This window comes from Bradyrhizobium sp. LA6.1 (assembly GCF_040547805.1).
Classification (GTDB): Bacteria; Pseudomonadota; Alphaproteobacteria; order Rhizobiales; family Xanthobacteraceae; genus Bradyrhizobium; species Bradyrhizobium barranii.
In genome coordinates this window covers 51,309-65,648 of sequence record NZ_JBEPQK010000014.1, presented here as the reverse complement: position 1 = coordinate 65,648, position 14,340 = coordinate 51,309, and the positions used below count along the sequence as shown (strand labels likewise).

The 14,340-nt window shown below is 66.0% G+C and carries 14 protein-coding genes and 1 tRNA gene; 8 read left to right on the top strand and 7 right to left on the bottom strand.

The window, feature by feature from the left end; translation table 11 throughout:
• Nucleotides 1–40: 40 nt before the first annotated feature.
• Nucleotides 41–415: a hypothetical protein gene (locus tag ABIB99_RS29320; RefSeq protein WP_354178804.1), complete on the bottom strand. Its 375-nt coding sequence runs from the start codon at nt 413–415 to the stop codon at nt 41–43.
• 218 nt (nt 416–633) lie between these two features.
• Here ABIB99_RS29320 and ABIB99_RS29315 point away from each other — a divergent pair, with 218 nt between their 5' ends.
• From ABIB99_RS29315 to ABIB99_RS29305, 3 genes are all read left to right on the top strand, one after another.
• Nucleotides 634–1,290: a class I SAM-dependent methyltransferase gene (locus tag ABIB99_RS29315; RefSeq protein WP_354178803.1), complete on the top strand. Its 657-nt coding sequence runs from the start codon at nt 634–636 to the stop codon at nt 1,288–1,290.
• Nucleotides 1,291–1,312: 22 nt separating this feature from the next.
• Entirely contained in the window at nt 1,313–1,495 is a 183-nt protein-coding gene (locus ABIB99_RS29310) for a hypothetical protein (RefSeq protein WP_187387858.1), read from the top strand.
• Nucleotides 1,496–1,624: 129 nt separating this feature from the next.
• The gene (locus ABIB99_RS29305; protein ID WP_063980328.1) at nt 1,625–2,047 is read left to right on the top strand and encodes a class I SAM-dependent methyltransferase; all 423 of its coding nucleotides are present in this window, start codon (nt 1,625–1,627) and stop codon (nt 2,045–2,047) included.
• Nucleotides 2,048–2,131: 84 nt separating this feature from the next.
• Here ABIB99_RS29305 and ABIB99_RS29300 read toward each other — a convergent pair.
• From ABIB99_RS29300 to ABIB99_RS29285, 4 genes are all read right to left on the bottom strand, one after another.
• Nucleotides 2,132–2,207: transfer RNA gene (locus ABIB99_RS29300), tRNA-Thr, on the bottom strand.
• 100 nt (nt 2,208–2,307) lie between these two features.
• Complete coding sequence (locus tag ABIB99_RS29295) at nt 2,308–4,083, bottom strand: heme biosynthesis HemY N-terminal domain-containing protein (protein ID WP_063980327.1); 1,776 nt, start codon at nt 4,081–4,083, stop codon at nt 2,308–2,310.
• Between the two features lie 37 nt (nt 4,084–4,120).
• Complete coding sequence (locus ABIB99_RS29290; protein WP_354178802.1) at nt 4,121–5,356, bottom strand: COG4223 family protein; 1,236 nt, start codon at nt 5,354–5,356, stop codon at nt 4,121–4,123.
• Nucleotides 5,357–5,421: 65 nt separating this feature from the next.
• The gene (locus ABIB99_RS29285) at nt 5,422–6,183 is read right to left on the bottom strand and encodes a uroporphyrinogen-III synthase (protein ID WP_354178800.1); all 762 of its coding nucleotides are present in this window, start codon (nt 6,181–6,183) and stop codon (nt 5,422–5,424) included.
• A 151-nt stretch (nt 6,184–6,334) separates the two neighbouring features.
• Here ABIB99_RS29285 and tsaD point away from each other — a divergent pair, with 151 nt between their 5' ends.
• From tsaD to ABIB99_RS29270, 3 genes are all read left to right on the top strand, one after another.
• On the top strand, nt 6,335–7,408 hold the full coding sequence (gene tsaD / locus ABIB99_RS29280) for a tRNA (adenosine(37)-N6)-threonylcarbamoyltransferase complex transferase subunit TsaD (protein WP_354178798.1): 1,074 nt from the start codon (nt 6,335–6,337) through the stop codon (nt 7,406–7,408).
• Nucleotides 7,409–7,410: 2 nt separating this feature from the next.
• Nucleotides 7,411–8,391, top strand: coding sequence for an NAD(P)H-dependent glycerol-3-phosphate dehydrogenase (locus tag ABIB99_RS29275; protein WP_063980323.1), 981 nt, complete (start codon nt 7,411–7,413; stop codon nt 8,389–8,391).
• 116 nt (nt 8,392–8,507) lie between these two features.
• Complete coding sequence (locus tag ABIB99_RS29270) at nt 8,508–8,921, top strand: EVE domain-containing protein (protein ID WP_208089227.1); 414 nt, start codon at nt 8,508–8,510, stop codon at nt 8,919–8,921.
• Nucleotides 8,922–9,036: 115 nt separating this feature from the next.
• Here ABIB99_RS29270 and ABIB99_RS29265 read toward each other — a convergent pair whose 3' ends face one another.
• Entirely contained in the window at nt 9,037–10,131 is a 1,095-nt protein-coding gene (locus ABIB99_RS29265; protein ID WP_354179005.1) for an adenylate/guanylate cyclase domain-containing protein, read from the bottom strand.
• A 102-nt stretch (nt 10,132–10,233) separates the two neighbouring features.
• On the opposite strand from ABIB99_RS29265, the gene ABIB99_RS29260 reads away from it, so the two are divergent.
• On the top strand, nt 10,234–10,689 hold the full coding sequence (locus ABIB99_RS29260; RefSeq protein ID WP_354178796.1) for an SRPBCC family protein: 456 nt from the start codon (nt 10,234–10,236) through the stop codon (nt 10,687–10,689).
• A gap of 14 nt (nt 10,690–10,703) precedes the next feature.
• On the opposite strand, the gene ABIB99_RS29255 is transcribed toward ABIB99_RS29260, so the two are convergent.
• Nucleotides 10,704–11,873, bottom strand: coding sequence for a DNA topoisomerase IB (locus ABIB99_RS29255; protein WP_354178794.1), 1,170 nt, complete (start codon nt 11,871–11,873; stop codon nt 10,704–10,706).
• A 422-nt stretch (nt 11,874–12,295) separates the two neighbouring features.
• Between ABIB99_RS29255 and acs the strand changes: the two genes are divergently transcribed.
• The gene (gene acs, locus ABIB99_RS29250) at nt 12,296–14,242 is read left to right on the top strand and encodes an acetate--CoA ligase (RefSeq protein ID WP_354178792.1); all 1,947 of its coding nucleotides are present in this window, start codon (nt 12,296–12,298) and stop codon (nt 14,240–14,242) included.
• Nucleotides 14,243–14,340: the final 98 nt, after the last annotated feature.

Here is a 14,340-nt window from a genome sequence, read left to right as displayed (position 1 = left end):
GCTCTTGCCCGGCCATTTGCTTTTGGAGCGAGCAGCGGCCTTACCAGTAGATGCCGTGGCGATACAGCTCGCTGATGATGCGGCCTTCAGTCCAGCTGCGCTTGTGCTTTGGCTTGCCCGCCTTTGCGGTCTTCGTGGCGGGCTTGCTCGTCGCCGCCGGCGCTGAGGTCGTCGTTGTCGCGGTCACGGCAGGAGCCGTCGCCACGGCGGGAGCAGGGGCCGAGACTGCCGGCGGACGATCGACGTATTTCGGAGCTTCCGTGGCTTGCGCGACTTCGCTGACCTGCGTCGTCGGAGCGGCGGTCGTGGTGGCCTGCGGAGCAGCCGTTGCCGTGGCCAGCGACAGGCTGCGGTCGGCAGCATGGGCAGATGCAGAAGCCAGGACCATGGCGGCGACCAGAATGATCTTGCGCATGTGAAATCTCCCCGTGTTTGCGTGACCGGGAAATTAGGGGAGATCTGATCTGCGTTATGTGACTGTCATCACGTAGACTGCGCTCGGTCTTGAACCCGCGATCAGCATCCGCGGCGATCAACCCGCAACGTCATGTCGCGTTTGACGATTGTTTCCAAATATTTCTGATTGTGGCAGACGCTCGACACCTATCAAAAGGCGTGCCGAGTCCGCCCGTTGTGACCTTCATCAAGCGAGTGAAGCGTAAGCTGCTGCCGCCGCGAGAGGTTATTCAGGGGTACGAGAACCCGGAACTGGTTGAAACGATTTTCCTGAAGACAATCAACTACAACCCGGACAGCGACTGGCCGCTGGTCGCGGGCATAAACACGGTTCTGGATTTCGGCGGAGGCGCCGGCCTGCATTACAAGGTGGCGCGCCGGCAATGCCCGGACATTCGATGGGCGATGGTTGAGACGCCAGCAATGGTGCAGCGCGCCAAGGAGCTTGGCACCGATAGGCTGATGTTTTTCGAGCGCATCGACCAGGCCGCCGACTGGCTCGGCACTGTCGATCTCATCCACTCGAATGGGACCATACAGTACGTCCCGGATGCATTGGAAACCGTCAGAACGCTGTGCTCGGTTCGGCCGGCAATGTTGGCATGGTACCGCGTTCCGATCAGCGAAGAGACCCGGCGAGAGGTTCAGACCTCGTACCTGAGCGACAACGGTCCAGGATCGTCGCTCGCCTCCAAGGAGAAGCTCGTCAGATACGAGCGCAACTGGATCTCCGAGCAAGCATTCATCCAGGCTCATGAGGGATTTCGCATCACTGAGCGGAGCCCGGATCCCACCGAGCGCGGCACGCAACAATTCAGGTTCGCGCGGGTCTAGCTTGCGACAATACGGGGGCGATGTGTTTGACAAGTTTGCAGACTGGTTACGTCAGACGGCCTTTTTCTCGACGGCTATCGACATCGCGCGCCAGACGTTACCGGAGCCCGCGCTGATCTGGTTGCGCACGCAGATGGTGCGCAATCTCCGTGGAACGCCTGGCGAGGTGTTCGGCGAGATCTATCGTCGCAACGTCTGGGGCTAAAAGGAAACCGCTTCCGGCGGCGGATCCACGCTGCACAATACCCAGAGGGTGCGAGAAAGCCTTCCTGGTCTGGTTGGCGACCTCGGGATCCGTACCCTGCTCGATTTGCCTTGTGGTGATTTTCATTGGTTGTCGAAGATCGAACTTCCAATTTCTCGCTACATTGGAGGAGACATCGTTCCGGAACTGATTGCGCGAACGGCTGACCAATACAGTCGCCCAGATCGCACGTTCCTCCGGATCGATCTCTGCAACGATCCGCTCCCGGAAGCTGACCTGCTGCTCTGCCGCGATTGCTTCATTCATCTTTCCGAAGAGATGATTTTTCAAGCAATCGACAACATTCGTCGATCCAACATCAAGTATCTCCTGACGACCACTTACCCGGCGGGCCGAAATCGTGCGATCCGCACGGGTGACTTCTTCTCCATCGATCTGAGCGCTCCGCCCTACAACTTCCCGCCGCCGATCAAGGTGCTGGACGACTACGCCCCACCGTTCGACCGGCGGCAACTGGCGCTGTGGGAAATCGAAAGCCTGCGCAAAGTCTGAGGCGATGGCACGCCGTCTCGCGGCGAGGCTGCTTCGGAGGATGAAACAACGGCGCGGAAAACAACGGAAAATCAGAGTGATAAATGGTGCCGCAAGAGGGATTCGAACCCCCGACCCCGTCATTACGAATGACGTGCTCTACCAACTGAGCTATTGCGGCGAACCCTACCGGGACCCGCGCAATGCAGGTCCCGATACGCGCGCTCCTGATATCGGGCATGGCCCGAATTGGCAAGGTGGAGCGGGCTTCGAAATGTGCCTCACGCGCCCCAGCGGGACCAGAATCCGCGCCAGCCGCCGGCCTGGGCCTTTGCATGGGTTCTGGGCGTGCCGATTTGTTCCGCAAATTCATCGCTCGGACCCTCGTCATCAATCCCGGGATCATCGGGGGCGCGGACTATCGGGATGACGGCCTGGATCGGGGCCGGCGCAGGCTTGCCGAGGTCGGCGCGGGTCCGGAACACCGGCGTTGCCGCCTCCGGCGATGATTCGGCCGCCTCAGGGGCGGGATTGACCGGCTCGGCAGCCGGCGTGACCGCAGGCTCTTCTTTGGCGGCCTCCCCGGTCGTTTCCTTGGCCTCAGGGGGCGAATTGTCCTGTGCGGCGGGGACCGGATCCGGTGCAGCCGCGGGCGGTTCCACCGGGGCTTCGCTCGGGGCTGCCGTCACCCGCTTCGGCGGCGGGGCGGCCAGCATGGCTTCCTCGAAGGCCGAGGATTCGATGGTGGCGCCCTTGTCGGAGGGCAGGCTCGCGACCGGCGTTTGCCACTGGAAGGCATCGAGACGGCCGGTGACCGGCGAGACCGGACGCCAGCGGTCGCTGACATAGCCGTCCGCGGTCCAGGCCGGATCGTGACGGGCGCGCACCGCGCGCAAGGTCCAGGCGCGGGCACGGCCGCCGTCGCCGTGCTCGGTGCGCTCGAGCTCGGCCATCAGCAGCGCGACGCGCTGGGTCGGATCATTGACGTAGGGTGCCAGCACCGCGCGCGCACGCGCGAACTCGGAGGCGTCGATCGCGGCGCGCGCGATCGCGAGCTGGCCCTCGACATGGCCCGCCTTGTCGGCGGGCGTCTTGGCCGCCAGCGTCTCGACCCGCTGCAAGCGCTGCCGCGCAGAATCGCCGAGCTTCACATGCGCGTAGGCGTCAGCGAGATCCGGATGCGGATTGGCGAGCCACGCGGCCTCGACCAGCTTCATGGAGCGGCGCACCTGATGCGCTTCGCTCTCGAACTTCGCCGCAAGTACCGCGGCCGGCACCAGCGTCGGCGCGAGCTTGATGGCCTCCATCACGCTCTCGCGCGCCACGTCGCGGTCCATGGTTTCCAATTCCAGCGCGCGGGCCGTGAGCAGCACGCCGCGCTGGCGACGATAGGCCGCCTTGTCGATCAGGCCCGCGGACAGATTCGAATCGAGGATCGCGAGTGCGCCGCTCCAATCGCCGCGCGCGCAGCGGAAGCCGAGCACCGCGTGCGAGGCCCAGGTCGAGGACGGCGACAGCTTGATCGCCTCCTCCGCGATCATCACGGCGCCGACCGCATCGTCGGCACGCTGCGCCTCGATGAACAGGCCGCGCAGGCCGAGCAGCCGGGTATCCTCGCGCTCAGCCATGACGCGGAAGACGCGCTGGGCCTCGTCGCGATTGCCTTCGAGCTGGGCCGACTGCGCGTGCAGCAGCAGTGCGAGCGGATCGTTCGCGGCCAGCCGCCGCGCGGTATCGGCGTGGCGGCGGGCGAGGGCGGTATCGCCATGACCGATCGCGAGCAGGCCGTGGGTGATGGCATGGCGGCCGCGCGCATGGCGTTTCTCGTGACGGCGGCGGCGCAGGCGTCCCGGCGCGCGCCAGATCATCGTCACGATGCTCCAGACCAGCACGACCGCCGCCGCAAAGACGCCGAGCAGAAACACGAACCTCGGAAGCGTCGTTGACGCGCGGAAACCGCCCGCGGTCAGGACGAGATCACCGGGCTGATCGGCAACCCAGGCCGCGCCGGCCGCCGCCAGCGCGATCAGGACGAGGAAGAGGACGATGCGAAGCATGGCGATCCCTATTACGCGCTGATTATTGCGCGAACCTTTACTGAGCAGGCTTGACCAGATCGGGCTTGGCGAGATCCGCCATGGCATCGTCGGCGAATTTGCGGGAGGCGCCGAGCGCGGCGTCGCGCGCATCGGCCTTGTCGAGCCAGGCCTGTGCCGGTGCACGATCGGCCTCGGGCAGCGTCTTCAGCTCGCGCCGCGCTTCCGCGAAATCGTTGCGGAGCGCCGCCGCCGTCACCCGTGCGACGATGGCGCCGCGATCATTGCCGACGCCGTCGGTGCGCTCGATACGAACGAGTTTCGAGGCCCCCGCCTGGAGACGCTCGACGATGCCGGCACCGGCAGCCGGGGCTTCCGCCGGCGGAGACAGCTTTGGCACGATGTTGAGCAGCTCGCGGCTCAGCGCGACCGGCGTCGGAATGCCTGATGATGCAAAGGTGTCGAGCGGCTTCAGCATATCGGGCTTGGCCGCGAGCGACCGCGCCGTGGCCAATTGCGATTCGTAAGGATCGCCATGCCGAACCGCGACGTCGAGCAGAGCCGCCGCCACGACATGGCGCAGGGGCTTGTCATTCGTCGCCTTGTTGTCGGCAATCTTCTCGCCCTGCTGTGCGAGCTCGGCGCGCTCCGTCTTGCTGGCACGCTCCAGCTGCGCAACGCGGTCGCTGAGCGCGGCAAGATCGGGCGCGGCAGCGCGCGGTGCCGATTTCACGTCGTTGGCGGTCTTGTCCGACTGTGCGCGCAGATTGGCGATGTCACTGCGCAAGGCATTTGCGGATTTCTCCAGTGCATCGATCCGCGCCACCGTGGCCGGATCGGCGGCGGGCTTGCCCGCCTTGGCTTCGACCGCGGCGACACGTCCGCTGAGCGCGTCGACTGTCGCGCTCGTGACCTGCGGCGCGGCCGGCGGCGCCTGCACGGCGGGCCAGCCCAGCATCCAGCCGACGGCAATCACGATTGCGGCTGCGACCGCGCCGGAGAGCGGCGCAATGACCCAGGGCGACATCGGCGCCGACGCGGGAGCGGAAGCAACCGCGGCCTCCGCGTGCGCGGGCTCCGGGTCGGGCCTGGCCTCTTCGGATTTGGACTCTTCGACCGTGGCCTGCTCTGGCGTGGCCTGCTCCAGCGTCGGCTGAACCTCCGGTTCGGCGGCCGCCGTTGGCTGCGGCTGGGTCGAGACTTCGGTTGCCTCAAGTTCGATGGTGGGCGGGGTGCGCTTGGCACGGCCTGACTCGGGAGCCAATCCTGCGTCTTCAGGCTTGTCGTCGGCCATCGTGACGGTTCCTCACACTCAAATGCCCTGAACGGACCCGATCGCGTCGGATTCGGCCCGACCTCTTACGCCAAACGGGTCCGCAAAGCACGCTCCAAGGTATCAAATAGGGCATTTTCGTCCGGCGTCGCGGCCCCCAGAACCTGCGACGCGCCGGCATCGCGCAGCACGCTGGCGACCGTCTCGGACAGGCAGCATTGCGGGATCGCCAGCGCCGAGATTTCGACGCCTTCGTCCCGTGCCGCATCCAGGAAGGCCCGTGCGCTGCGACGGGAGTAGTGCAGCACCGCCTCGATCCCATGCGCGGCAAAGCCATCGCAGACATCGCGCGGCAGGATCTTGACTGGAGTCATGCGATAGGTGGTCTGCGTCACCACGCTGAAGCCCTCCGCGCCGAGCTCGCCGCCGAGGTCGCGCGACAGATCCGCGCCCGCGAGATAGAGCAGCGTGCTTTTCTTCTTCAGCAGCTTGTCGCGCGCGCTCTGCATCACCTTGTCGCGCAAGGCCGCGGCATTGCCGCCGGCGACGATCACCTCGGCGAAGCCGGCGTCGCGCGCCGCGGCAGCCGTGTGCTCGCCGACCGCAAACAGCGGCAGATCCAGGAGGCCAAGATTCTTTAAGCCAAGATCCTGCAATTGCGGCGCGACGGCGCGGATCGCATTGGCCGACGTGACGATGATGGCGCCGTAGTCGGCCTCACTCTCGTCATGGAAGGCGACCGGCTCGAACTTGAGCATCGGGGCGAGCAGCACCACATGACCCCGCGCCCGCAAATTTTCCGCCGTCGCCTCATTGTCGGGATGCGGCCGTGTGACAAGAATGGACATCGCTTGTGTTCCCGAACCGCGTGGCGGTGACGCATTCACGAAGGCGGCTGCGCGTGACGATTGCGCAAGTGGACCCCGGAATGCTACCGGACGTACCAGAACTCTGCTTTACGGATGAGCGCAAGGGCGCAAATTGGATAACAATTCGCCAATGCTGGTACTGGGCATCGAAACCACCTGCGACGAGACCGCCGCGGCCGTGATCGAGCGCGCGCCCGACGGCCGCGGCAAGATCCTGTCCAACATCGTGCGGTCCCAGATCGAGGAGCATGCCCGCTTCGGCGGCGTAGTGCCGGAGATCGCCGCGCGCGCGCATGTCGACGTCCTCGACGGCATCATCGACCGGGCCATGCACGAGGCCGGCATCGACTATGCGCAGCTCAACGGTGTCGCCGCCGCGGCGGGGCCGGGGCTGATCGGCGGCGTCATCGTCGGCCTCACCACCGCAAAGGCGATCGCGATGGTGCACGACACGCCGCTGGTCGCGGTCAACCACCTCGAGGCGCATGCACTGACGCCGCGCCTCACCGACGGAATTGAATTTCCGTACTGCCTGTTCCTCGCCTCGGGCGGGCATACCCAGATCGTCGCCGTCACCGGTGTCGGCCAATATGTGCGGCTCGGCACCACCGTCGACGACGCGATGGGCGAAGCCTTCGACAAGGTCGCGAAGATGCTGGGCCTGCCCTATCCGGGCGGGCCGCAGGTCGAACGCGCCGCGGCAAGCGGCGATGCCACGCGCTTCGCCTTCCCGCGCCCGATGCAGGGACGGCCCGATGCCAATTTCTCGCTGTCGGGATTGAAGACGGCGGTGCGCAACGAGGCGAGCCGGTTAACCGAGATCGCGCCGCAGGATATCAGCGATCTCTGCGCGAGTTTTCAAGCCGCCGTGCTCGACTCGACGGCCGACCGGTTGAGCGTCGGCCTGAGGCTTTTCCGCGAGCAGTTCGGCGCTCCGCATGCCCTCGTCGCCGCCGGCGGCGTCGCGGCCAATCAGGCGATCCGCGGCGCCCTGCATGACGTCGCGCGGCAGGCCGGGACGCAACTGATCATGCCGCCGCCCGCGCTCTGCACCGATAACGGCGCGATGATCGCCTGGGCCGGCGCCGAGCGCCTGGCGCTCGGCATGATCGACACGATGGACGCCCACCCCCGCGCACGCTGGCTGCTCGATGCCAACGCCACGGCGCCGGCCGGTTACGGCAACACGCGGGCGGGATTCTAGCCATGACGGCGTTCCGGTCCGTCGCGGTGATTGGTGCGGGCGCATGGGGCACGGCACTGGCGACGGTCGCGGCGCGCGCCGGGCGGAACGTGACGCTCTGGGCGCGCAACAGCGAACATGCCGCGCGAATCGCCTCGACCCGCGACAATCCGCGGCTGCCCGGCGTGCGGCTGGCGCCGGAGATCGTCGTGACGCACGAGCTTGCGGAGGCCGCGCGCGCGGACATGGTGCTGATCGCGACGCCCGCACAGCATTTGCGCGGCGCAGTCAACATGCTCGCCTCGCATCTGACAAAGCCGGTGCCGATCGTCGCCTGCGCCAAAGGCATCGAGCACGGCACCCATAAATTCATGACCGACGTCATCGCGGAAGCCGCACCTCACGCGCCGCCGGCGATCCTGTCGGGCCCGAGCTTTGCCGACGACGTCGCGCGCGGCTTGCCGACCGCGGTGACGCTGGCGGCGAAGGATGAAGCGCTGGCGAGCGCGCTGGTGCAGGCGCTGGGCTCGGCGACCTTCCGGCCCTATCACACGACAGATGTCCGCGGCGTCGAGATCGGCGGGGCGGCCAAGAACGTGTTGGCGATCGCGGTTGGCATCGCGGTCGGGCGCAAGCTCGGCGCCTCCGCCCAGGCTGCGCTGACGACCCGCGGCTTTGCCGAACTCACACGCCTCGGCCGTGCCCTCGGCGCGCGCGGCGAGACGCTCACGGGCCTGTCCGGCCTCGGCGATCTGATCCTGACCTGCTCGAGCCCGCAATCGCGCAATCTCGCGCACGGCCTTGCGCTGGGCCGCGGCGAGCAGCCGCCCGCGGGCAAGCTTGCCGAAGGCGAGTTCACCGCGCCTGTGTTGATCGAACTCGCAGCTTCGCACAACATCGAGATGCCGGTATCAGAAGCGGTCGCTTCGATCCTGAGCGGCCGGAGCACGATCGACGCTGCGATCTCGGGGCTGTTGACGCGCCCCTTCAAGGCAGAGGAATGACGTCTTTCTCGTCATGCCCGCGCTTGTCGCGGGCATCCACGTCTTGATATTGAATTGGTGGCAGAGACGTGGATGGCCGGGACAAGCCCGGCCATGACGAACGGATAGGACGCGCGATGAACTACTGGCTGGTGAAATCCGAACCGTCGGTATGGTCCTGGGACCAGCAGGTGGCGAAAGGTGCCAAGGGCGAGGCCTGGACCGGCGTGCGCAATTACACCGCGCGCATAAACCTCGTGAACATGAAGAAGGGCGACAAGGCGTTCTTCTATCATTCCAACGAGGGCAAAGAGATCGTCGGCATCGCGGAGGTCATCAAGGAGGCCTACCCTGACCCGACCGACAAGACCGAAAAATTCGTCTGCGTCGACATCAAGGCCGACAAGCCCTTGAAGACGCCGGTGACGATGGCCGCGATCAAGGCGGACAAGAAGCTCGCTGATATGGCGCTGGTGAAATATTCGCGCCTGTCGGTGCAGCCGGTGACGGCGGAAGAGTGGAAGCTCGTCTGCAAGATGGGCGGGATGTAAGCGACTTCAACGGTCGGGCGGGCAAAGCGTAGCGTGCCCACCAATCGAGACCGGAGCTTGCCGTTAGAGGGTGGGCACGGCGCGCAAGAGCGCACTGCGCTTCGCTCCGTCGGGGCTACGATATCCGGGCTTGCGCCTCCGGCAGCGCGAACACCTCGCATGGCGAAGCGATGCCGCGCAGCGGATGCGATCCGAGCGCGACGAGAGGCGTGTCCGTCTCCGCGGCAAGCGCCCCCGATACCAGCACGGTCCGTTCCAGGGGCTTGCACAATCCCTCGAGCCGGCTGGTGAGATTGACTGCGGGACCGATCGCCGTGAAATCGAGCCTGTTGGCGGCGCCGATATTGCCCCAGAGTATTTCGCCGAGATGAAGGGCCGCGCCGAACGCAAGCGGCGGCAGTCCTTGAGCGCCGCGCTCCCCGTTGAGATACGCCATGCCAGCTTCGGCTGCGCCTGCGGCACGCAGCGCGGCGTCGCAGGCGCGGCGCGGTGAGGCCTCGACCACCGGGAAGATCGCGAGCACGCCGTCGCCGATGAATTTCAGCACCTCGCCGCCGAAGGCATGAACAGCACCGGCGATGCGATCGAACCAGGCGTCAAGCGCTGCGATGACGTCGGCCGGCGGTGTGGTCTCCGACAAGGTCGTGAAGTTGCGCAGATCCGCATAGAGCAGCGCGGCTTGAATGGTCTCGCCGAGATCACGCCGCAGCGGCGCCGCCAGCACGCGCTCCGCGCTGCGCTTGCCGAGATAGGCATCGAGCGTCGCGCGCAACGTGGCGCGCGCGGCGAGCACGGCCAGCGGCGTCGCGGCGAAACGCGCAGCCTGGCGCAATTGCTCGATCTCGTCTGCGGTGAACGGACGCGGCCCCATCCAGCCGAGCTGCGGCCCATCTGGTCGTCCGACCACCTCTTCGTGCACCTCACCGCGCGCGATATCGCGCAGCCAGCGGCGACCGGCATCATTGGGCGGGTCAGGCGCCAGCCCACTTGGTGCGAAGCCGAGGGCCTCGATGACCCGGCCGTTCTCCGCGCGCCACAGCCAAGTCCGCTTCGCGATCAGCGGATGCGGCACCTCCAACGTCAGGCTGCCTGCCGCAAGCGGCACACCGTCGGCAACCAGATGGGCGCCGAGTTCCGCGAGCAGACGGTCGGCCCCGGGGCAATCCGAGGCGGCATCGACGAGCCAGGCGAGGGTCCGGGAGAGTAGCATGGCCCGATGATGGCGAAGATCGGCCATCTTTGTCACGGGCAATCCTTGACGCACCGCGCCACCGCCGCCATGTGGCCAGTGTCAGCCCAGGGATGATCGCCGATGACCGAGCCGTTCGTAGTGCGACGCGAAACCCAGATCGCAGCCCCCCGCGCCACCGTCTTCGCCTATTTGACCGACCCCGACAAAATCCTGAGCTGGATGGGCTCCGACGCGACCACGGAGCCGCATCCCGGCGGGCTCTATCTCCTCAAGGGCATCGGCCCGCGTGGCGGCGTCGGCCGCGGCACCTTCCGCGAGGTCGTGCCGGTGCATCGTCTGGCCTACACGTTCGGCTGGGAGGGCGGTCAGGAAGTGCCGCCCGGCTCGAGCCTGATCGAGATCGACCTGATCGAGCGCGACGGCGGCACGCTGCTGCGCATGACCCATAGCGGGCTCCCGACCGAGGAACAGGCCGCCGCGCACGCGAAAGGATGGGCGCATTATCTGGGCCGGCTCACGAGCGCAGCCGCGGGCAGCGATCCCGGTCCGGACAAGGGTGTATCCGACAAAATGTAGCGACGTCGGGCGGATCAGACCGCCGCGGTCGCCACCACCTGCTGCAAAAGTTGCTCGCGCCTGGCCTGCGAACGCTGGCCCTTCATGGTCGCGGCGAAGCGTTCGAGGATACCGTCCTCGAAGGCGGTGACGATGGTGTCGTGGACGTAGCTCTTGCGGCAGATCGCCGGCGTGTTGGAGAGCTTGTCGGCTGCGGCGCGGATGGCGTCCAGCACCTGCTTCTTGCGGCCGCGCTGGCTGGTCGCCGGCGTGATCCGCGACAGCGATTCCACCACGACTGCGGACGCCATCAGGGTGCGAAAATCCTTCAGCGAAATCTTGATGCCGGCGATCTCGCGCAGAAACGCGTTCACCTGCGTGGTGCTGACCGCGCGCACGATGCCGTAGGCGTCGCGATACTGGAACATGCGCTTGCCGGGAACGCCGTTCAGGATCCCGATGGCGCGTACCAGCTTGGCCGCGTCGCACTCCTTGCGCACCGCCTTGCCGCCCTTGGCCTTGAAGGTCAGCACGAAGGAATCGTCCTCGAGCGTAACGTTCGACTTCAGCATCGTGGTGGCACCGCGGGTGCCGTTGAGGCGGGCATAGGATTCATTGCCGGGACGGATCGCGGTGCGCGCGATCAGCTCAATCACGGCCGAGAGTGCGAATTCACGCGTCGGCTCGTCGCCCGACAGGAACGCGGAGACCTTGCGCCGGATCTTTGGCAGCGCGCCGACAAGCTTTTCCAGCCGGTGCGCCTTGCGGTGCTCGCGGACCTTTTCCCAATCGGCGTGGTAGCGGTATTGCAGCCGGCCCGCGGCATCGCGTCCCACCGCCTGGAGATGCGAGCTCGGATCGGCCGAGTAGCGCACCTGGCGATAGGCCGGCGGCACCGCCATGGCGTGCAGCCGGCGGATAGTGCGGGCGTCTCGGATATGCGCGCCGTTGGGACGGACGAAGGAATAGCCCTTGCCGCGCTTGATGCGCCGGATGGTCAGCTCGTTCTGGTCGCCGAGCCGCAGGCCCAGCTCCTTGGCGATCGCCTCAACCGAGGTCGCAGGCGCGGTGTCGAAGACCTTTTTCGGGCTGAGACGGGCGGAACCGGCCGGTTTCGGCCATTGTCCGAGGGCTTTGGCCAGAGCGACAGCAGAGGGATCGGCCGAAGCGAGCCGCATGGTCCCGAGATTCTGCTGATCGATCATAGTCTTAAGCCTTAGCCCTGTCTGTTATCGGTCAATGCCGCTGTTCTGATTTTTGTTCCAAGGGTCTCTTGAACAGTCTCTTGGACGGTCTCTCGGGACCCGGGTTGGCCATTTAGGGTGTTCCGAACCGCATTGCGAGTCCCGAATCAGTGACAGACGGTTTCTAAATACCTCCTGCGGCGCATGGGCGCCCTGCACAGGCCTATTCCGGCGTCTTGGTAAAGGCCTGGAAAGCAGCGCCGGCCTGTTTCAGATCTGCGACAGGCGCGCCAGGCGGCGTTGATCTTCCGCATGGCCGCCCGCTCGCCGAAGGTCCAGCTTGTGCTCCTTGTCGGGTCCGGTTAGGCGGACGCATAATCGGTTCAATGATGACGTCGGCTCGCCAGTCGCCTGGGCTCGGCTTGCCGTATCTGGAGGGAAGCATGTCCGAGAAGACCTACGACGTCCCCGCGGAATGGGCCAAGCGCGCCTGGATCGACCAAGCCAAGTACAAGGACATGTACGCCCGCTCGATCTCGGACCCGAACGCCTTCTGGGCCGAGCAGGCCAAGCGTATCGACTGGATGCACGCGCCGACGAAGATCGAGAGCGTCTCCTTTGCCCCCGGCAACATCTCGATCAAATGGTTCGAGGACGGAATCCTCAACGTCGCCCATAATTGCATCGACCGGCATCTGCACAAGCGCGCCAACCAGACCGCGATCATCTGGGAAGGCGACGATCCCTCGCAATCCCGGCACATCACCTACAAGGAGCTGCACGACGAGGTCTGCCGGATGGCCAACATCCTGCGCACCCGCAACGTCAAGAAGGGCGACCGCGTCACCATCTACCTGCCGATGATTCCCGAAGCGGCCTACGCGATGCTGGCCTGCGCGCGGATCGGCGCGATCCACTCCGTGGTGTTCGCGGGCTTCTCGCCCGACAGCCTCGCCCAGCGCATCAACGACTGCCAGTCCAAGGTGATCATCACCGCGGACGAAGGTCTGCGCGGCGGCAAGAAGGTGCCGCTGAAGGCCAATGTCGACGCCGCGCTCGCCAAGGCCGACGGCGTCGACTGGGTCGTCGTGGTCAAGCGCACCGGCGGCACGGTCGAGATGAATCCGTCGCGCGATCTCTGGTATCACGACGCCGCCAAGATGGTGACGACGGAATGCCGGGCCGAGCACATGCACGCCGAGGATCCGCTGTTCATCCTCTATACGTCGGGCTCGACCGGCCAGCCCAAGGGGGTGTTGCACACCTCGGGCGGCTATCTCGTGTTCGCCGCGATGACGCATCAATACGTCTTCGACTATCACGACGGCGACATCTACTGGTGCACCGCCGACGTCGGCTGGGTCACCGGACACAGCTACATCCTTTATGGGCCGCTGGCGAACGGCGCGACCACGCTGATGTTCGAAGGCGTGCCGAATTATCCGGACAATTCCCGTTTCTGGAACGTCATCGACAAGCACAAGGTCAACATCTTCTACACCGCGCCGACCGCGATCCGCGCGCTGATGCAGAGCGGCGACGAGCCCGTGAAGAAGACGTCGCGTGCAAGCCTCCGGCTGCTCGGCTCGGTCGGCGAGCCGATCAATCCGGAAGCCTGGGAGTGGTATCACCGCGTCATCGGCGACGACCGCTGCCCGATCGTCGACACCTGGTGGCAGACCGAGACCGGCGGCATCTTGATTACCCCGCTGCCGGGCGCGACCAAGCTGAAGCCGGGCTCGGCGACGCAGCCGTTCTTCGGCGTCGTGCCTGAGATCGTCGATGCCGACGGTAAGGTGCTGGACGGCGAGACATCAGGCAATCTCTGCCTGACGCGGTCATGGCCGGGCCAGATGCGCACGGTCTATGGCGATCACGCCCGCTTCGAGCAAACCTATTTCTCGACCTACAAGGGCAAGTATTTCACCGGCGACGGCTGCCGGCGCGATGCCGATGGCTATTACTGGATCACCGGCCGCGTCGACGACGTCATCAACGTGTCCGGCCACCGCATGGGCACCGCGGAAGTCGAAAGCGCGCTGGTCGCGCACGAGAAGGTGTCTGAGGCCGCCGTGGTCGGTTACCCGCACGACATCAAGGGCCAGGGCATCTACGCCTATGTCACCCTGATGGCCGGCGTCGAGCCGACCGACGAATTGCGCAAGGAGCTCGTCACCTGGGTGCGCAAGGAGATCGGCCCGATCGCCGCGCCCGACCAGATCCAGTTCTCGCCCGGCCTGCCCAAAACCCGCTCCGGCAAGATCATGCGCCGCATCCTGCGCAAGATCGCCGAGGACGAGCCGGGCAGCCTCGGCGATACCTCGACGCTCGCCGATCCGGCCGTGGTCGACGACCTCGTCAAGAACCGGCAGAACAAGAAGTCGGCGTAAGGCACGTTCTCGTGCCCCGGACGCAGCGCAGCGCTTCTTCAGCGGTGCGCTGCAGAGTCGGGGCCGATCCAACGGCAGAGCGTGTGGCCTCCTGTCTC